Genomic DNA, 18,021 nt, shown 5'->3' on the forward strand with positions numbered 1-18,021 from the left:
TTATAGTGTCAGAAAGTCTTGAAGTACAATCATTTTTGTTTCGCTCATTTCTTCTACTGCAAACCTTGGACCCTCACGACCAATTCCACTATGCTTCACGCCACCGTATGGCCAATGGTCGAGACGGAAATTCGATGTTCCATTTATAATGATCCCGCCCATATCGAGAGCTTGTGTCACTTTCTTCACAACCGTTAACGATTTTGTAAACAAGCCTGCTTGTAAGCCAAACTCAGAATCATTTACTTCATCGATCGCCCAATCTAAGTCGCGATAAGGAATTAAGCTTACGACAGGTCCGAAGACTTCTTGACACACAACTTTGCTTTCTTTTTTCGGATTCATTAGAATGGTTGGCTGAACTTGCGCGCCATTCGCAGAACCGCCGTGGATAACCTCCGCCCCATCAGAAACCGCTTCTTCAATCCAGCTCGTAATTCTTTCGGCAGTATCTTTTGCCACAACGCAACCGATGTCAGTCCGTTCATCACGAGGATCACCAACATAAAGAGCTGCTGTTTTCTCTTTCATTTTTTCACTAAATGTCGCGATGATGGATTCATGTACATACACTCGCTGAACCGATATACAGCTTTGACCCGAATTACTAAAAGCAGTTTTGGTTGCTAGCGTAGCGGCTCGCTCTATATCCGCGTCTTCATGGACGATTGTACCTGCATTTCCCCCTAGTTCGAGCAGTACTTTCTTCATGCCAGATATTTTGCTAATTTGTTGACCGGCTGGCACACCACCTGTAAAAGAAACCAGATTGGTCTGAGAATCTTTCACAATTTTTTCGCCTATTTCTCGCCCACCGAGCACCATTTGGATGGCTTGAGCAGGCATTCCGGCTTCTAGTAAGAGTTCCACTAGCGCAGCCGCAATTAATGGTGCTTGCGGTGCAGGCTTTAAAACGGTTACATTTCCAGCAGCAAAACTTGGGCCAATTTTATGACAGATTAGATTGAGCGGTGCATTAAAAGGTGTGATTGCTGCGATGACGCCTACTGGCACACGGAACGTAATCGCTGTTGAGCCCTTTCCTCTAGATGATGCGCCTCCAGGAATCGTTTCGCCAAATTGACGTTTCGCTTCTTCAGCAGATTGAATGAGGGTTTCGATCGATCGCCCGACTTCATCTCGCGTATTTTTAAGTGCTTTTCCAACTTCCGAAGAAATCAATTTAGCAAGCTCTTCTTGTCTCTCTTCCATTAATGTTGCCGCTTTATAGAGAATGGCTGATCGTTCAATTGGCTCTAATTTAGCAATCTCTTTTTTATGAGTAAAAGCCGATGCTAGCGCTTCTTCTACTCCTTGCTCGTTCGTTTCATACTGATGCCCAATTAATTCATTTAAATATGGACTTCTTACTTCTATCCCTTCGCTTTCAACTGGTGTTACCCAGTTACCATTTATAAACGATGTGGCTGTTTTCAACTCAATCATTCCTCCTCTTTCACAAGTGCTTTGCCTGTATATCGAACAAGGTTCTCTTCATTCGGACAAGGTCCTTTAATGAGTGTACCTTTTTGCAGTTCTTCGTACGCATGTGCCACGATCCCCATCCCCCGTGATAAGGCAAAAATGCCTTTCGCCGCTTCAGCTGGGATGCCCAATTCACATTGAATCGCGGCAGAGATACCATCTACATTAATCGTAAACGTTCGATTTTTACGAGTCGAAATCTCTTGCCGGTATTGTTCTAAAATGTTTAAGTAATCCCCAGTAATCTCACCATCATCAATCAGAGACTGAGACAATTCATACAGACGTTTCACTCTCGGATCATTGTCATGTAATTGATGGCCAAAACCAGGTAATTTCTTGCCTGCTCCTAGGATTTCATCTAGCTGTTGTGCAACGTCACCTGTGCCTTTGTTCATTGCCTCCTTTGTGTCATACAGAATGGCCATTGAATCCTCTACAGCGCCACCGTGTACATCGCCAAGCATATTGACACCTGTAGCCACCGCTGAATTAAACGTCACCCCACAAGTCGCTGCCATTCTAGCAGCAGCAATGGATGGTGCCCTAGGTCCATGATCCGCTCCTGCTACAAGAACGCTTTCAAACAACTTTGCTTTTTGATCCGACAACTCCTCACCTACTAAAAGGAAGAACAACATTTGCGTGTAGGAAACGTTTCCAATTAAATCTTCAACTTTTTTCCCACGAATGGTAATTTCATTTTTTTTAATGTCGCTTATATCTGTTTCCCACCAAGCGCCACCTTGTTTATAGGTTTCTAACGCACTTCGACCTGCCATACTAACACAACCCTTTGACTTAATTTTTAGATTATACTTGTATACAAGTATATTGTAACACAACCTCTCATGATACTTCTACTATCTGTCTAGTAAAAGTAATGATAGTTGTGGAATGAAAATGACAAGTAGGAGATTAAAGATCATCACCCCGACAAATGGTAGAATTGCTTTTGATAGTGTCACAATCGATAAGTTCGATATACTCGATGCGACAAACAAATTCACACCAATTGGTGGTGTAATGAACCCAATTGCTAGATTCAAAATGACAAGCATCGCAAAATGAATGGGATCATAGCCGAGCTCCATTCCGACAGGCACTAACAACGGTGTAAAAATAATAATCGCCGCCGTAGTATCCATGACCGTGCCAATAAGCAGGAGCATGGCTGTAATTAATAAGATAATGATGATTTTTTGATCGGACACAGCGAGAATTGTTGATGCAATCGTTTCTGGCATTTGTTCAATCGTCATCACGCGACCAAATACAGTCGCTGCTGCGATAATAAATAAAATTGTCGCTGTCGTTAACGCCGAATTTTTAAAAATATCATATAGTTGACTCCATTTTAATTCTTTATATAAGAAAAACCCTGCTACTAAACCGTAAATGACGGCAACCGCTGCTGCTTCTGTCGGCGTAAAGAAACCACTATAAATACCGCCTAATATAATGACCGGGACAAGTAGCGCCCATTTTGCATCCCAAAACGCTCTCCCTACCTTTTTTATTGAAAACCTTTCTTTAGAACCTTTATATCCCTTTGCTTTTGCGTAAAGATAGGAATACACAAGTAAGCTAACCGTTACAAGCAGTCCTGGGATAACTGCAGCGATAAATAAATCTCCTACAGATACACCGCTCGTGACTCCGTAAACAATTAATGGAATACTCGGCGGCAAAATGACGCCTAAAGCGCCTGCTGCCGCAATTAATGCCGTTGCAAAACGCTTGTCGTAACCCATTTCAATCATAGCAGGAATCATAATTCCCCCTACTGCAGCAACCGTTGCAGGGCCTGAGCCAGAGATTGCTGAGAAAAACAAACACGTAATGACGGCTGCCATTGCAAATCCACCAGTATAATTGCCAACAAGGGTTTTTGCTAATTCAAAAAGCCGTCTTGACAACCCCCCTTTTGCCATTAGCTCACCAGCTAAAATAAAAAATGGTACAGCCATTATAGGGAATGAATCAATTGCCGTTATAAAGCTTTGAACAGTAAATTCCAACGGCATTGTCCCTGCCACAATTAGCGCTAATATGGATGCTAAGATTAAAGCAATTCCGATAGGCGCACTTAAAGCGAGTAAGCTCGCAAAGCTACCGAACAACACAGCTGCTGTCACAGTCATCCCTCCTGCCGTTTTGAATGAAACGGATACGTCTCTTTAATATGAGAAGATTGATTGGCTCTATCGTAATTCTCCCATTCATGTTTAATCTTTTGAATAATTCGTACACTCGTCATGAGCATCCCGATAGGTGCGGCTAAATACACATAGCCCATCTCCATCCCTAATCCAGGCGTAACTTGTCCAAGCTGGATAATTTCTAAACTCATTGCGCCTCCATAGACGACGATAAATATAGCAAATAATAAAAATAACCCGTAAACAATTAAATTAAAAACGAGTTGCCTCTTCTCATTTAAAAAGGAGAGAATCGCATCAATTTTAATATGTCGCTCTTCTTTCACACCATAGCTAATACCGATAAACACGAGATAAATAAAACAGTAACGCGCTAACTCTTCTGACCAGCCAAGAGAAGTGCCTAATACAAAGCGCATAAAAATTTGTAGTGAGATTGCTATAACCATTATGGATAAAATGATCACTAATAGCACCTCTTCTATGTGCTGTTCGACCATTCGGAAGACCTTCATCATAGCCCCTCCTTATTCCTGATTCGTTGCTTGTATATGTTCCTGTATACGCTGCATCCAATCATGATTCCCTTCAATATTTTCGAACCTTTCCCGAACTGGGTTCGTTGCCGTAATCCAACGTTGACGCTCCTCACTCGTTAGTTCAGAAATGGTTATACCTCTTTCTTCTAAGTAACTGCGACTCGCCTCCGCTTCTTGCTGATTGGCTAATCGCTGATTATGCTGGACTTCATCTGCTACCTTTTCAACAGCTTGTCTTTCATCCTCGGTCAGCGTTTCCCAAAAAGCTTCACTTACCATAAACGGACTCGCATTATAAATGTGATTTGTCATTGTTAAATACTGTTGAACTTCATAAAAGTGACTATTTACAACGTTTCCAATAGGATTCTCCTGACCAGCAATCGTCCCCTGTTCTAAGCCAATATACACTTCACCATAGTTCATCGGTGTAGGATTGGCACCAAGTTCACTCCAGATTTGCATATGCCATCTGTTTTCTAACGTTCTTAAGTCCAATCCTTGCACATCTTCAAGCTTCTCAATCTCTTTTTCATTATTTGTCAACACTCTGAATCCGTTTTCAAAATAGTTAATTCCAATTACTTTTTGTGGCTCTAATTCTTCTAATAGATCTTGACCGATCGGCCCATCTAAAAGCTGATACGCATTCTCTTCATTCTCAAATAGAAATGGCAATTCTAGCACATTAAAGGTTGGGACAAATTGTGCGATGGGTCCGGTCGACATTGTTGCCCCTTGAATCGTATTAAACTGCATACCTTCAAACAGTTCACGATCCCCACCTATCTGTCCATTTGTATAAACTTCTACTTGAATGGAGTCGTTTGTTTCCTCTTCTAATCGTTCAGCAAACTGGTAAAGTGCTTGACTAAGAGAACGATCTTCAGGTGTTGTGTTTGCAATTCTCATGATCTTCTGTTCGTCGGCATGCCCGGTTACCGTGCACGCTGCTAGCGGTACTAAACAACTTATAAAAAGTAAGATACGCTTCATGTTGCGTCCCCCTTTTGATCGTTACAATTGACTAGAACTAGTTTCATTAATAAGATTCATGTGTACCTTTTTACCCTTATTTATAGAACAGCGTATTGCCTCAATGACTTCCAGCGTTTTTACTCCTTCTTCACCAGGAACTCTCGGTTCTTCAAGGCCTCTTATGACCTTAGTGAAATGAACCAACTCTTCAACAATTGGATCAACCATGCTTTCAAACTCGATCGCCTCTTCCACAAGGCTATGTTCCCACCCATAAGACTCTTCCTTATAGTGATACATCCGCATACTCGGAAAGGCGATACTCCCTTCTGTGCCAAAGAAGTAATAACAATCCTCATCATATTTAGGATATTTAACATTTTCCTTCATCGTTAACTCATAAGACCACGGTGCCGGCACACCATCGGATAAAAAATAATTGACCGTTGCCCCGTTATTCAGCTCCATCATGGCACTTAGGGAATCTTCTACGTTGTTTCCACGAATTAAATTTTTCCCCAATGCGTAAACGCTTTCAACTTCTGCATTCGTAACATACCGCAAATTATCTATATCGTGTATCCCATTAATGAGTAATGGTCCTCCACCTTTTTTAACTCGCCACGGTTCGTTGTAGTAGGGCTTTTCTTTCGCTAGTACCCACATCATATTTACACTAATGAGTTTGCCAATCTTCTTCTCTTGTATTAATCGTCGTAGCGCATTAAGCTTACTAGAGTATCGACGATGATGGCCGACTAAGAGCTTGATTTCTTTTTCCTTGCAATAATCTACCATTTCTTTTCCCAATGAAACCGTATCAGCAATCGGCTTTTCTACAAGACAATGAATACCCGCATCTGCACACATTTTCACAGCTTCATGATGAAGTTGATTAGGTAATGTAACAATCACACCGTCTAAAGAATTTTCAGCTATTAATGTTTGATAATCCGTGTATAAAGGCACTTCTAACAAAGATGCTCGCTCTTGTGAAAGTAGATCGTTTCCAGCTACCGCCACTAAAGAAACCCCTTTCATTTTCTTGATTTCTTCAGCGAATTTAAAACCATGATTCATTCCAAAAACGGCTAGTTTCATCATTATCCCCCTTATTTGTGATACTAGTATACAAGTATAAGGTTTAAAAGATACCCAATTAATATTGGGTATTAAAATAATCTGGATACTTCCTCATAATATCATCATAATAATTTGACACATTACGTAAATGAGTGACAAGTAACGTTTCTACTTCCTTTACGTTTCTTTGTTCAAGTAAAGAGACTAGCTGGTCATGATCGTCGATAATTCTGTCCATTTCTCTCGTTTCAAAAAATTCTAGATAACGCATCCGGTTTACATGACCACGAACTTGGCGCACGATGGTACTTAACGTTTGATTGCCACAAATATCAAGCACTTTGTCATGAAACACTTCATCATATTGATAAAAATCATCAACATAATCATGCTCTGCTGCAAACCGCTGTTCCGCAATAATTTTTAGAAGTTCTTTTTTTGCAAACTCATACGTGTCATGTCCTTGTTCCCAATTACTTGCCACTTCTTTAAAAGCTGTTACTTCCAAACTTTCTCGAACACGATACGATTCTTGCACCTTTTTCTTAGATATGTACTGAACTTGAATGCCTTTTTGCGGTTTAATCGCTAAAAACTCTTCTGAAGCAAGTAAGTGGATCGCTTCTCTTACTGGCGTTCGACTAATACCTAATTCCTTCGCAATATCGTTTTCATAAATCATTTGACCTGGTTTATATTTCAACGTAATAATCTGCTGATAGAGATAATGATACGCTTCACCAGCTAATGTTTTTCTTTCCACAGATAACTTTTTCACTTTATTCAACTCACTATTATTCATGAATAATCAAATTATATATGGGTACTAGTATACATGTCAATACATAGATAATATTCGCCATGAACAAAAATTCCACTCATTTCTGCCTTATAAGTAGGAAAAACCTATTATCTAGTCGTTTTCACAGCATCATTTGCCTTATTTACAACGCTTTGCTCGCAAGGCTTTCACCTTCAGCATACGTTGAAGAAGAGTATAAGTATTTTGATGTAGAATAGGACTGATGATAAATGTTTGATTCATACGATAGCTGCCGATCGAATATCCAACGATTTAGACGTACAGCAAGAAACGGCGGTTCATTTAATAACATTGGACCAACTGGACCTCAAGGACCGACTGGACCAACGGGACCAGGAAATGGTGGTGGTATAGGAATAACTGGACCGACTGGACCCACTGGAATTGGCTTTGAAGGCGTTGTTCCTTTTGACCCAGCTGCAGCTCCAGGATACCAGGTCGGTCAAATTGTGACGTTTAACGGTAGTACCTACCTTGTAAACATATCTTCTCCTCAAGGAACACCTGGTTCATCACCTGATTACACGCTTATTGCTGGAGCAGGGGCGACTGGAGCAGTTGGTACTGGAACTACTGGACCCACTGGCGCCACAGGAATTGGTCTTAATGGTATTGAACCGTTTGATGTAACCAGAGCTCCAGGTTACGAAGTGGGGCAAGTGGTTACTTTTCAAGGGAGCACGTACCTTGTTAATACGAATGCTCCAATTGGCATTCCTGGTACATCCCCAGAATATACCCTTATTGCTGCTGAAGGGGCAACTGGGGCGACTGGTCCAACTGGCGCGACTGGAATTGGTTTAGCAGGAGAAGTACCATTTGATGCTACAGCAGCTCCTGGCTATCCTGTTGGGCAGGTCGTCACCTATGAAGGTAGCACGTATCTTGTAAATTCGGCTCCACCTACAGGAACACCTGATACCTCTCCTGATTACACCTTGCTCGCAAGTGTAGGAGCAACGGGCGCGACTGGCATTCCTGGGCCGACCGGGGCAACCGGTATTCAAGGACCGACTGGACCGGCTGGCACTGGCGCTACCGGCATCCAAGGACCGACCGGGCCCGCTGGTACTGGTGTCACCGGCGCAACAGGTATTCCTGGACCTTCCGGAGCAACCGGCATTCAAGGACCGACTGGGCCCGCTGGTGTAACTGGTGTCACCGGCGCGAGTGGCATTCCTGGGCCTTCCGGAGCAACAGGCATTCAAGGACCCACTGGGCCCGCTGGTGTAACTGGTGTCACCGGCGCGACTGGCATTCCTGGGCCTTCCGGAGCAACAGGCATTCAAGGACCCACTGGACCCGCTGGCACTGGTGTCACCGGCGCGACTGGCATTCCTGGGCCTTCCGGGGCAACGGGTGTTCCTGGGCCGACTGGACCCGCTGGCACTGGTGTCACCGGCGCAACAGGTATTCCTGGACCTTCTGGTGCAACGGGTATTCAAGGACCCACCGGACCGGCTGGTACTGGTGTCACCGGCGCAACGGGTATTCCTGGGCCTTCTGGTGCAACCGGTATTCAAGGACCGACCGGGCCCGCTGGCACTGGTGCTACCGGTGCGACTGGCATTCCTGGGCCGACCGGGCCCGCTGGTACTGGTGTCACCGGCGCAACGGGTATTCCTGGGCCGACTGGTGCAACGGGTATTCAAGGACCGACTGGACCCACTGGCACTGGTGTCAACGGCGCGACTGGCATTCCTGGGCCGACCGGGGCAACCGGTATTCAAGGACCCACCGGACCGGCTGGTACTGGTGTCACCGGCGCGACTGGCATTCCTGGGCCGACCGGGGCAACCGGTATTCAAGGACCCACCGGACCGGCTGGTACTGGTGTCACCGGCGCGACTGGCATTCCTGGGCCTTCCGGAGCAACAGGTATTCAAGGACCGACTGGACCGGCTGGCACTGGCGCTACTGGACCAGCAGGTGCAACTGGTCCAACTGGAGCAGCTCCACTTCAACCTTTCTTCAATAGTAATATGCAGCCACAAACGATTGCAGCAGGAGCTGCGGTCACACAATTGACCCCGAGTCAGTATGCAGGTATTAGCTATAATGCTGCAACGGGAGCTTTTACAATCTTAACGCCAGGACTCTATTATATTGGCATCACTTTGAACAAAGCGACAGGCACTACAACTGGCTCATCTTTTGGATTAATTTTAAACGGAAATACTGTAACCCCTGTAGCACCGGCGGCCTCGGCTGGAACAGCTGGTCAAACAAATGTAATCCGTGTGCAAAACTATATAGCTGGTGACACATTCACAATTACGAACTTATCAACGTTTGCTGTTACACTTGCAAACGCACCGAACCAAACTAATAGCGCAGGTCATGTGTCGATTTACCGATTTGCATCAGGATTCTCTGGCACACTTATTACGACAACCCTTTAACGCACAACCCCTTGTAGGCCAAAATCTACAAGGGGTTTTTTAGTGGCTATTTCATTTTTATCGGTGTCTTTTTAAGGATGTTATAGATGATCGTAAATAAGACAATACATAAACTAATGCAGCCAATCGTGATGATAGTTGTTGGGAAGAACTCACGTACAGTACCTGACCACATCCATTCATTTAATGAAAGAAAAACGAGTGCTACTAGAATAAACCCTAATCCGACCATCCAACCATATCGATAGAATCCAACACTAATGAGCCACCCTACCGCAAAAAAGAAGACTAACTGAACGGCAAAGAAAAGTAAGAAAAGTACTGGCGCGTCTACAAAACTGACACCACCTACCGAAAACTGCATGGTTATATCTAGATGACCATTCGGATTAACAATACTCGTTCCTTCAGATGCGCTTAAAATTTGTGCTGTTGAACTGAACAAGCTTAATATCCATTTTTCTGCTAAAGATAACATAAAGATTAAAGCGATTACCGTTACAGTTAGCAAACCAGTTGAACACAAAGAACTTTTAAAATATTGTTTTCGCGTTTGCCCTAAATGATAGTAGTAGCCTAAAAAACTATACGCTGAGATAATCCCTAAAACGAGCATGAAAATTCTAGAAGGTGCGACCAAAAGTAACATAATTGGTTCAACAGTTCCTTGATAATAAGAAGCCAATAAAATAAAGACAACTTGAATTAAAACAAAACTAGTGAGAAACCATAGTGCCCATCCGAATTGCTCTTTGTACATGGATTTAGTTAACTGTTTCACCTTCATCACCCTCCTCTTCTGTAAGAGCAATAAATAAATCTTGAAGAGAAATTTGGCTGATACGAAGATTTTTCACAGCACATTGATGCCTAGTTTGTTCATCCATTTCTCCATAAATTGACACCGCTTTGGTCTGACCAAGGGTTTGCTCTCCAATCACTTTGTAACCGTAACCTCTCATCACTTCTTCTATAGCCTCTGAATCTCCTGTAATCGTATGGCCTTTTTCAATTAAACTTTGATAGGCATCATCGACAATAAATCGACCGTTTTTCAGGATAAGAACTTCTTCAAATAAGTGTTCCATTTCTGAAACTAGATGGGTGGAAATAATAATCGTTCGGGGAAACCGTTCTTGTTCATCTAAGAGTTCAGAATAAAACAGGGTTCTTGATGGTGCATCCATTCCTAAATAGACCTCATCAAAAATCGTGACTGGTAATCGACTCGCCAAACCTATTATTACTTGAACTGCCGCTTCGCTTCCCTTTGATAATTTGCTGATACGTTTTGATGTATTAATCTTAAATTTTTGCGCTAATTCATTTGCATAGTCTAAGTCAAAATTCTCCCTAAATAATTGCGTCTGTTTAAATAAGTCTTCCACCTTAGTATTATCGGTTTCCCGATCTACATCATTTCGTTGATAAAACATTCCCATTGAAGCCATGGCACGTTCATTTTCATATAAAGATTTCCCTTCAAAAAAAACCTTGCCCTCAGTAGCCAGCCTTGCGCCTATTAGTAGTGATAGAAATGTGGTTTTTCCTACACCATTTCTCCCTAACAATCCGTAGGTCTTTCCTGCTTCAAACTGAGTCGTCACGTTCTTAAACACAGCATGATCGCGATAAGCAAAATGTACATTCTCTACATGGATTAACATGGTTATCCTTCTCCTTTCTTCATATTTCTCACAAATTGAATTAATTCATCTTCAGAAATACCTAACCGATCTGCTTCCTGAACCATCTTTAACACGTACTTATCAACGAATTCTGATTTACGACTATTTATCAATTTCTCTTTCGCTCCTTCAGAAACAAACATGCCAATTCCACGTTTTTTAAATAAAATCTCATCATCTACGAGCAGATTTATCCCTTTCGCCACTGTTACATGGTTGAGGCCATAGAACTTTACAAGTTGATTTGTTGAAGGCGCTTGACTACCTTCTAGAAGTTGTTCGTTTACGATTTGATCTTCAATCAATTCTTTTATTTGTAAATAGAGCGGCTTATCACCATTATTTAAAGGATTCATTTGCACCCCCACTAACCAACAATCTATAATGGTTATATAGTTATGTATATAACCATAACAGCATATTTATATCACGTCAATTTCTTTCAATAAAAAATAGCCCTGGCTCTCACCAAGACTACTTATCAAGATTTATTCTACTCTTAGTTCTTCATGGAATAAAATTCCGTCACTCATGAAATCCAAGTTGACTATGATTATCTTGCCATTTCCCTGTTTTCCCTTTTTTCTGGTCTTTCTTCATTCGTTGGATCGCTGAATGAAGGTCAACCTCTCCTTTTTGATGCTTTTCTAGCGCACAACTCACAAATAACTCATTTAACTGTGCGAATGAAAACCCTTCTGAATGTTTGACAAGTAAGTCAAGTTGTTCTGAAGACAAAAGTAAGTCGAATTTCTTCGTTTGAATATATTGTTCTCGTAATTGCTTATCCGGAAGTGCAAACTCATAGCCACGATCAAATCGTCCAGCACGATTCATTAAGCCAGGATCGATATTCTCAGGATAATTCGTAGTACCGATTAAAAAGATGCCTTCTTTTGAGGTCGCTCCATCTAGCGTATTTAAAAAGTAAGAGCGGACGCCCTCTGGCATTGAATCAATATCTTCAATAATTAATATAATAGGTGCTAAACGATTAGCCATCTGGAACACTTGTGAAATCGATTCACTAGAAGTAAATTCAGTAATTTGCCAATAGGCGGCTGGAGCATCTACGGTATGAGCAATCGATTTCGCTAACGTCGTTTTCCCATTTCCAGGTGGTCCATAAAGCAAGATTCCTCGTTTATAGGGGATATCATACATGTTAAAAAAAGAACGATCTTCTTCAAAAAAGTAATCTAGCATTTGATAGATTTCCTCTTTCATTTCTTTCTTCAACAACACATCTTCTCTTTTAACTGTTTTTGTAATTGGTTGTTGATCATGGTTCAGCCCATCCATACCATCCGTAAATAGCAATAGCTCGTTACGGCTTTTTTGCCATAAACGTTCCTTAATTGACGCAAGAAATTGCTCCATAGCAAAAGCGCTAGTCGCGAATATACACTCTATATTTGTTAAGTGCGCACCGTCCATCGTTGGGATTTGAGCAAAGGCAACCCCTTGTTCAGGATAGGCATAGACGTTATTACTTAAAGCTGGCTGCACTTTATAAATCGGATCACTATTTTCCGAATCATATGAAAACGTACGGCGTTCCATTTGGTCAATGATCATCGCAACATGTTCTAACTGGTCATTCCCTCTCTTACTATCTTCTTCAACTAATGTCCAAAGCTCGAAATGAAATTCGTTCAATGAAAAGAGTTCGTATGTATCACCATAAGTAGCTGTAAGTACTTCAAGGATCTTCTTTACCGTCAATGATAACCCTGGATATCCATTTAACTGTTGATTGTCTTTTTCGTCAAAAGAAATAATTGCTTTCATGTTACACTCCTTGTCCATATGCACTTTTCTTCCATTTTCAATATAGCACGTACCAAAATGTATTCGTACTGTTTATTAGAGATTTTGCAAATTCAATCGTTAATTCTCACAATGACTCATATGTTAACGATATACCCTTTTTCCTTGCTCGAAGAACTTCTTAACCCACTATTTTTACGTTAGGTTGTGAATTCAATGAAAATAACGTTACCTCTTCAAAAGGAGACCGTATTTGCAGTTGGTATAATGTCCGGCACGTCCGTTGACGGCATTGATGCTGCCCTTGTCAAGCTAACTGGTTCTGGTTTTCTCACAAAGGTAGAATTACTCGCATTTGAAACCCTTCCTTTTTCAGATCAAGTAAAAGCCGATATATTCACATCTTGCCATCCAGAATTTTCCTCAGTCTCAACCATATGCGAATTAAATGTCACACTAGGCACACTGATGGCGCAAGCTGCAAAACAGGTCGTGGCTCAAAGTCGCATGCCTTTATCCGCTATTGATTTTATTAGCTCACATGGGCAAACCCTGTACCACCTTCCAGAAAAACAGGCAACGCTTCAAATCGGGGAACTTGCTGTGATTGCGCATGAAACAGGCATTTTAACGGTCGGTGACTTTCGTCCAAGTGACTTGGCTGCAGGTGGTCAAGGCGCTCCTCTCGTTCCATTTGTAGATCAGCTTCTATTTCAAAGTACGCATGCAGGACGAATTATTCTTAATATTGGTGGCATGGCAAACCTCACCGTTTTACCAAAGCGCCAAAGCCAAAGGAACAACCATTCAGACAATGAGCTAATTGCTTTTGATACTGGACCTGGAAATGTATTAATCGATGAAATCGTACGAATCGGGTCGAAGAATACCATGCAGTACGATGAAAACGGTGCCTACGCTTTAAAGGGAACCATCCAACAAGATTGGGTACATAAACTTTTGAGCTCGGACCCATTTTTTTCGCTTCCATACCCTAAAAGCACTGGTAGAGAAGTGTACAACAAACAACTAGCAGAAACGCTTTGGCAGGAAGGGACAGAACGGCGTTTATCGTTTGAAGACATTGTTGCAACCATTTCTGCATTTACAACCGAATCGATTTCTCAAACAATCATTCAGCAAATAGACCCTCATATTGCGACAGAAGAGATCTATGTTGGCGGCGGTGGCGCACGTAATGCGTTTCTTATGAAACAGTTACAAACATCACTCAACCGTCCCGTATATCCAATGGAACAATTAAATGACTCGAGTGATGCAAAAGAAGCGATTGCTTTTGCGATATTAGGGAATGAATTTTTAAGACAACAACCTAACAATGTGCCTGCCGCTACCGGAGCACAAAAAGCGATTTCTATGGGCAAACTCGCTCTCCCTTTTTAAACACTCGAACGAAAGGAGAATTCGATGAAAAAACCAACTATACAAGACATAATTGGGCAAACGCTAGTCATTGGATTTGACGGCACAACCGTCCGGAAAGAAACTGAAGCCTTTATAAAGGAATATAAAATCGGCAACATCATTCTGTTTGCTCGAAATATGGGTAGTCCTGAGGAAATACGAGCGCTCACTTCGCATTTGCAACAAATCGGCAAAGAGTCTGGCCAAAGCAAACCGTTACTCATTGCGGTTGATCAAGAAAATGGTATCGTTCGACGCATTGACGACGGCACAACAACAGTACCTGGAGCAATGGCGCTCGCTGCCACCGGCAATCCTCAGCATGCTTATGACATGTATAAGATTACGGCGAAAGAATTACGCTCCCTCGGCATTAATTGGAACCTTGCTCCCGTACTGGATGTGAACAACAACCCGAATAATCCGGTGATCGGCGTTCGTTCTTTTGGCGAAGATGCAAACATCGTAGCGCAGTTCGGCGAAAAAGCTCTTCAAGGCCTACAAGCCGGTGGAATGATTACCGCTGTTAAGCACTTTCCAGGGCATGGCGATACAGACGTTGACTCTCATCTTGGCATGCCGGTTATTTCACATTCACTTGAGCGTCTTCACGAAATTGAACTCGTTCCCTTCAAAAAAAGCATTGAATGTGGAACAGATGTTGTGATGACGGCACATATCCATTTCCCAGCCCTTGATGCACGTGCGCATATTCCAGCAACGCTATCTTATCCAATTATGACGAATTTTTTGCGTAGAGATCTTTCTTATAATGGCCTCGTCACAACAGATGATATGGAAATGGATGCAATTAGCAAATCAATTGGAACGGAAAAAGGATGCGTGGAAGCACTACTAGCAGGAGTGGACCTCGTCATGATCTCGCACACACTATCAAAACAAATCGGTACAATCGATGAAATCAAAAAAGCTGTGTCTGCTAAGAAATTGTCTGAAGAACGACTCTATGAATCTTACTGTCGAATTCAAAAGGTAAAGCAAAAACTGTTGGATAAAGAAATCCGCCGACCAATTAACTATAGTCAACATCAAAAGCAGGCACAAGCTGTCTATCGAGAAAGCGTCACGCTTGAAAAAGGAATCGAACAACTTCCTATAACGAGTCACTCAGCCCGTATTCTTGTCATTGAACCTCCGGCATCGACTCAGACAGGCGCAGAAGACCCTCAATACGCCAAAGCGGCTATAGGTCGAGCGATTCTCACCTTTAAACCAGATGCTTCAGTTGTACAAATGCCTCTATCTGAAGTAGACCTTTTAGCCATCCATGAGCGTTATGATGCGATTATCATTGGATTACTCTCCGCGTCCGTTCAAGAAGACCAGCGTCAACTTGTTGAAAAACTTGTAGAAACAGAGATCCCGATTCATGTTGTTGCAATGAGAAGCCCCTATGACATACAGCACGTACCTGATGCGATTGCGAGCTACATCAACACGTACGAATTTAGCTACCCTGCTTTAGAAGTTGCTGCTGCTGCATTGTTTGGAAAAATTCAATTAACAGGGACATCTCCTGTAACACTTTAAAGAAAGGAGTTTAGATGATGAAACTTGGAATTGATTGCTTTTTACAATCAGAGTACAAATTTGTTAAAGGAAAGCGTGTAGGCTTATTGTCGAATTTAACCGGGGTTAATCGGGATTTGCACCCGAGCATTGACCTCCTTCATCAACACCCAGAAGTGAATCTCGTCTCCTTGTTTGCTCCTGAACATGGCATTCGTGGCGATGCAAAAGAGGGGGAACACATTGATTCCAGCATTGATCCGCATACAGGTCTACCCGTATACAGCTTGTATGGCAAGACGAGAAAACCAACGCCTAACATGCTTGAAGAGGTAGATGTCATCTTATTTGATTTACAAGACATCGGCTCTCGTTACTATACGTACATCTATACAATGGCGTATATGATGGAGGCATGTCAGGAAAACAAAAAAGCGCTCATTGTGCTCGATCGGCCAAATCCAATAGGTGGTCTTTCTGTTGAAGGGACAATCGTCGAAGAAGCATTTCGTTCGTTTGTTGGGCTACTCCCTCTAACCAACCGCCACGGTATGACGGTTGGAGAACTGGCTTGTTTTTTTAAAGAAGAGTTTGGCTATAAATGCGAGCTTCATGTCGTAAAAATGGAAGGTTGGACGCGGAATATGTTCTACGATGACACTAACCTTTCTTGGGTACTTCCTTCACCTAATGCCCCAACCCTTGATATGGCGATTCTTTATCCCGGAACTTGTTTACTAGAAGGAACGAACGTATCTGAAGGAAGAGGAACCACGAAACCATTTGAACAATTCGGGGCTCCCTTTATAGATGGGTATGCGCTAGCAAAAGCAGTCAATGCCCTTCAGCTTCCTGGTGTCATTGCACGGCAGACTTCATTTGTTCCTACTTATCAAAAATACAACGGTGAGCAGTGTCATGGCATTCAGCTTCACCTTGTTAACCGAAATCTCTATGAGCCCGTATCAAGTGGCATAAAAATAATTCATTTAATTGCTCAGCTTTATCCTGACGATTTTACATTTGTCGCACAACAGAATGGTCACTATATGTTTGATCTTCTTGCTGGAACGGACACATTAAGAAATGCCATACTACAGAATGATCTCTCGTCTTATCTTGAAAAAAAGGATCGAGACACAGCAACATTTTTAAACCAAAGAGCACCCTACCTCCTTTATTCTTAGGAGGTGGGTGTTGTCCGAATTAAAATTTAGTATACTAGAACCAATGAATACCTAGAAAGAGTTGATTCTTATGGCTTTTATGACTGGTGGATTAGTCATGTTAACCGAAATGCTTCCATCTCTCCCACCATCAGAGAAGAAAATCGCTAACTATATAATGAATCATCCTAAAGACGTGATTTCTCTTACAGCAAACGAAATTGGTAAACGGAGCGATACGAGTAGTGCTGCAGTTATTCGACTATGCAAATCTCTTGGGCTTAAAGGACTACCTGACTTAAAGCTTCGAATTGCAGGCGATCTCCAAAAACACAATGATCCTGGTGTACGAGACATTGAACCGAACGAATCTCTTGCGTCCATTATCGATAAAATGACCAACAATTCGATTCAAACGATCCAAGAGACGGCGGAACTTTTAGACACTCACCACCTTGAAAAAGCCGTGCATGTTCTGAAGACCGCTCGCAAAATACACTTTTTTGGTATCGGGGCTTCAAGCATCATTGCTCAAGACGCCTTGCAAAAATTTCTTCGAATTGACAAGACCGCTTACGCTTTTTCAGATATCCATTTGGCATCTACCCTTGTCTCAACGGGAAATGATCAAGATGTCGCGATCGGCATCTCTTTTTCAGGACAAACGAAAGAAGTGAAACAGTTTCTGGAAATTGCAAAATCAAAAGGATTAACGACGATTAGTTTATGTAAGTATGGCCAGTCCATTGTCTCTGAACAAGCCGACATCCCGTTATTTACATCGGCAACAAAAGAGCCCACGTTCCGCAGTGGCGCCACCTCATCGCGGATCGCACAATTACAAGTTATCGATATTTTATTTATGTGTGTAGCCTCTTCGCAATACGATAAAACCGTGACGCATCTTAATGAAACCCGTGCTGCCATTGAATTTTTACGATAGCGGTGGTGCACATCTGGACGAGCCTCT

16 protein-coding genes are annotated in these 18,021 nt (G+C 42.3%); 5 read left to right on the top strand and 11 right to left on the bottom strand.

Going from position 1 to position 18,021, the window contains the following annotated elements; translation table 11 throughout:
• The 7 genes from ACE1TH_RS10310 to ACE1TH_RS10340 form a co-directional block, all read right to left on the bottom strand.
• Entirely contained in the window at window positions 1-1,446 is a 1,446-nt protein-coding gene (locus tag ACE1TH_RS10310; RefSeq protein WP_375078906.1) for an aldehyde dehydrogenase family protein, read from the bottom strand.
• On the bottom strand, window positions 1,443-2,267 hold the full coding sequence (locus ACE1TH_RS10315) for a citryl-CoA lyase (RefSeq protein WP_099302358.1): 825 nt from the start codon (window positions 2,265-2,267) through the stop codon (window positions 1,443-1,445). Before ACE1TH_RS10315 ends, ACE1TH_RS10310 begins: the two co-directional genes overlap by 4 nt.
• 81 nt (window positions 2,268-2,348) lie before the next feature.
• Window positions 2,349-3,629, bottom strand: a complete 1,281-nt coding sequence (locus tag ACE1TH_RS10320) for a TRAP transporter large permease (RefSeq protein WP_306345946.1) — start codon at window positions 3,627-3,629, stop codon at window positions 2,349-2,351.
• Window positions 3,626-4,165: a TRAP transporter small permease gene (locus tag ACE1TH_RS10325; protein ID WP_099302360.1), complete on the bottom strand. Its 540-nt coding sequence runs from the start codon at window positions 4,163-4,165 to the stop codon at window positions 3,626-3,628. The genes ACE1TH_RS10320 and ACE1TH_RS10325 overlap by 4 nt, the downstream gene beginning before the upstream one ends.
• Window positions 4,166-4,174: 9 nt before the next feature.
• Entirely contained in the window at window positions 4,175-5,182 is a 1,008-nt protein-coding gene (locus tag ACE1TH_RS10330; protein WP_255224742.1) for a TRAP transporter substrate-binding protein, read from the bottom strand.
• 21 nt (window positions 5,183-5,203) lie between these two features.
• Entirely contained in the window at window positions 5,204-6,265 is a 1,062-nt protein-coding gene (locus ACE1TH_RS10335) for a Gfo/Idh/MocA family protein (RefSeq protein ID WP_375078907.1), read from the bottom strand.
• Window positions 6,266-6,323: 58 nt separating this feature from the next.
• Window positions 6,324-7,049: a GntR family transcriptional regulator gene (locus ACE1TH_RS10340; protein ID WP_099302363.1), complete on the bottom strand. Its 726-nt coding sequence runs from the start codon at window positions 7,047-7,049 to the stop codon at window positions 6,324-6,326.
• Between the two features lie 230 nt (window positions 7,050-7,279).
• On the opposite strand from ACE1TH_RS10340, the gene ACE1TH_RS10345 reads away from it, so the two are divergent.
• On the top strand, window positions 7,280-9,472 hold the full coding sequence (locus ACE1TH_RS10345; protein WP_375078908.1) for a collagen-like protein: 2,193 nt from the start codon (window positions 7,280-7,282) through the stop codon (window positions 9,470-9,472).
• A 46-nt stretch (window positions 9,473-9,518) separates the two neighbouring features.
• Here the strand turns inward: ACE1TH_RS10345 and ACE1TH_RS10350 are convergent, their stop codons facing one another.
• The 4 genes from ACE1TH_RS10350 to ACE1TH_RS10365 all read right to left on the bottom strand — a co-directional run bounded on the left by ACE1TH_RS10350 (window position 9,519) and on the right by ACE1TH_RS10365 (window position 12,951).
• Complete coding sequence (locus tag ACE1TH_RS10350) at window positions 9,519-10,253, bottom strand: hypothetical protein (protein ID WP_099302365.1); 735 nt, start codon at window positions 10,251-10,253, stop codon at window positions 9,519-9,521.
• Window positions 10,237-11,139, bottom strand: coding sequence for an ATP-binding cassette domain-containing protein (locus ACE1TH_RS10355; RefSeq protein WP_375078909.1), 903 nt, complete (start codon window positions 11,137-11,139; stop codon window positions 10,237-10,239). The genes ACE1TH_RS10350 and ACE1TH_RS10355 overlap by 17 nt, the downstream gene beginning before the upstream one ends.
• A 2-nt stretch (window positions 11,140-11,141) precedes the next feature.
• Complete coding sequence (locus ACE1TH_RS10360) at window positions 11,142-11,516, bottom strand: GntR family transcriptional regulator (RefSeq protein WP_375078910.1); 375 nt, start codon at window positions 11,514-11,516, stop codon at window positions 11,142-11,144.
• A 169-nt stretch (window positions 11,517-11,685) separates the two neighbouring features.
• A complete protein-coding gene (locus tag ACE1TH_RS10365; protein WP_375078911.1) occupies window positions 11,686-12,951 on the bottom strand; it encodes an AAA family ATPase in 1,266 nt (421 codons plus the stop codon).
• Between the two features lie 195 nt (window positions 12,952-13,146).
• Here ACE1TH_RS10365 and ACE1TH_RS10370 point away from each other — a divergent pair, with 195 nt between their 5' ends.
• From ACE1TH_RS10370 to ACE1TH_RS10385, 4 genes are all read left to right on the top strand, one after another.
• Window positions 13,147-14,334 (top strand): anhydro-N-acetylmuramic acid kinase, encoded by a 1,188-nt coding sequence (locus ACE1TH_RS10370; RefSeq protein WP_375078912.1) that lies wholly within the window; start codon window positions 13,147-13,149, stop codon window positions 14,332-14,334.
• 24 nt (window positions 14,335-14,358) lie between these two features.
• Window positions 14,359-15,906 carry a beta-N-acetylhexosaminidase gene (nagZ, locus tag ACE1TH_RS10375; RefSeq protein ID WP_375078913.1) on the top strand — a complete coding sequence of 516 codons (1,548 nt, stop codon included), beginning with the start codon at window positions 14,359-14,361 and terminating at the stop codon, window positions 15,904-15,906.
• 14 nt (window positions 15,907-15,920) lie between these two features.
• On the top strand, window positions 15,921-17,072 hold the full coding sequence (locus ACE1TH_RS10380; protein WP_375078914.1) for an exo-beta-N-acetylmuramidase NamZ family protein: 1,152 nt from the start codon (window positions 15,921-15,923) through the stop codon (window positions 17,070-17,072).
• A gap of 70 nt (window positions 17,073-17,142) precedes the next feature.
• Window positions 17,143-17,994: a MurR/RpiR family transcriptional regulator gene (locus ACE1TH_RS10385; RefSeq protein ID WP_375078915.1), complete on the top strand. Its 852-nt coding sequence runs from the start codon at window positions 17,143-17,145 to the stop codon at window positions 17,992-17,994.
• Window positions 17,995-18,021 lie beyond the last annotated feature (27 nt).

The sequence above is a fragment of the Shouchella sp. JSM 1781072 genome (genome assembly GCF_041949915.1).
Classification (GTDB): domain Bacteria; phylum Bacillota; class Bacilli; order Bacillales; family Bacillaceae_D; genus Shouchella.

Excerpts from the sequence above, each read along its gene's own strand:
- ACE1TH_RS10310 (WP_375078906.1), bottom strand. The coding sequence starts at position 1,446 with ATGATTGAGTTGAAAACAGCCACATCGTTTATAAATGGTAACTGGGTA.
- ACE1TH_RS10315 (WP_099302358.1), bottom strand. The coding sequence starts at position 2,267 with ATGGCAGGTCGAAGTGCGTTAGAAACCTATAAACAAGGTGGCGCTTGG.
- ACE1TH_RS10320 (WP_306345946.1), bottom strand. The coding sequence starts at position 3,629 with ATGACTGTGACAGCAGCTGTGTTGTTCGGTAGCTTTGCGAGCTTACTC.
- ACE1TH_RS10325 (WP_099302360.1), bottom strand. The coding sequence starts at position 4,165 with ATGATGAAGGTCTTCCGAATGGTCGAACAGCACATAGAAGAGGTGCTA.
- ACE1TH_RS10330 (WP_255224742.1), bottom strand. The coding sequence starts at position 5,182 with ATGAAGCGTATCTTACTTTTTATAAGTTGTTTAGTACCGCTAGCAGCG.
- ACE1TH_RS10335 (WP_375078907.1), bottom strand. The coding sequence starts at position 6,265 with ATGAAACTAGCCGTTTTTGGAATGAATCATGGTTTTAAATTCGCTGAA.
- ACE1TH_RS10340 (WP_099302363.1), bottom strand. The coding sequence starts at position 7,049 with ATGAATAATAGTGAGTTGAATAAAGTGAAAAAGTTATCTGTGGAAAGA.
- ACE1TH_RS10345 (WP_375078908.1), top strand. The coding sequence starts at position 7,280 with ATGTTTGATTCATACGATAGCTGCCGATCGAATATCCAACGATTTAGA.
- ACE1TH_RS10355 (WP_375078909.1), bottom strand. The coding sequence starts at position 11,139 with ATGTTAATCCATGTAGAGAATGTACATTTTGCTTATCGCGATCATGCT.
- ACE1TH_RS10360 (WP_375078910.1), bottom strand. The coding sequence starts at position 11,516 with ATGAATCCTTTAAATAATGGTGATAAGCCGCTCTATTTACAAATAAAA.
- ACE1TH_RS10365 (WP_375078911.1), bottom strand. The coding sequence starts at position 12,951 with ATGAAAGCAATTATTTCTTTTGACGAAAAAGACAATCAACAGTTAAAT.
- ACE1TH_RS10370 (WP_375078912.1), top strand. The coding sequence starts at position 13,147 with ATGAAAATAACGTTACCTCTTCAAAAGGAGACCGTATTTGCAGTTGGT.
- nagZ (WP_375078913.1), top strand. The coding sequence starts at position 14,359 with ATGAAAAAACCAACTATACAAGACATAATTGGGCAAACGCTAGTCATT.
- ACE1TH_RS10380 (WP_375078914.1), top strand. The coding sequence starts at position 15,921 with ATGATGAAACTTGGAATTGATTGCTTTTTACAATCAGAGTACAAATTT.
- ACE1TH_RS10385 (WP_375078915.1), top strand. The coding sequence starts at position 17,143 with ATGGCTTTTATGACTGGTGGATTAGTCATGTTAACCGAAATGCTTCCA.